Origin of the sequence: Pseudoalteromonas sp. MER144-MNA-CIBAN-0113 (assembly GCF_040308965.1) — a bacterium.
In the GTDB taxonomy this organism is placed as follows: domain Bacteria; phylum Pseudomonadota; class Gammaproteobacteria; order Enterobacterales; family Alteromonadaceae; genus Pseudoalteromonas; species Pseudoalteromonas tetraodonis.
In genome coordinates this window covers 1-277 of record NZ_JBEOOG010000310.1, presented here as the reverse complement: position 1 = coordinate 277, position 277 = coordinate 1, and the positions used below count along the sequence as shown (strand labels likewise).

Annotated in this window: 1 protein-coding gene; it reads right to left on the bottom strand. The window is 43.0% G+C overall.

The window, feature by feature from the left end:
• A partial coding sequence (locus tag AAEY57_RS19825) for a zinc-binding dehydrogenase (RefSeq protein ID WP_350608647.1) occupies window positions 1-277 on the bottom strand: 277 nt, incomplete at both ends.

Genomic DNA, 277 nt, shown 5'->3' with positions numbered 1-277 from the left:
GATAAATCATGTTTTACAGGTACCGTATCTATAATGACGTCAAAGGCAGATTGCGAGTCTTTCATTTCGTCATCATTAGATGACACTAAGTAGTGCTGAGCACCCAATTTAACCGCATCATCTTTTTTAGACTCACTACGGCCAATTACCGTAACGCTTGCGCCCATTGCAACTGCATTTTTAACAGCCATGTGGCCAAGTCCGCCTAGACCAACAACACCAACACGGCTACCTTTTTTTACGCCCCATTTATGAAGTGGCGAGTAAGTAGTAATAC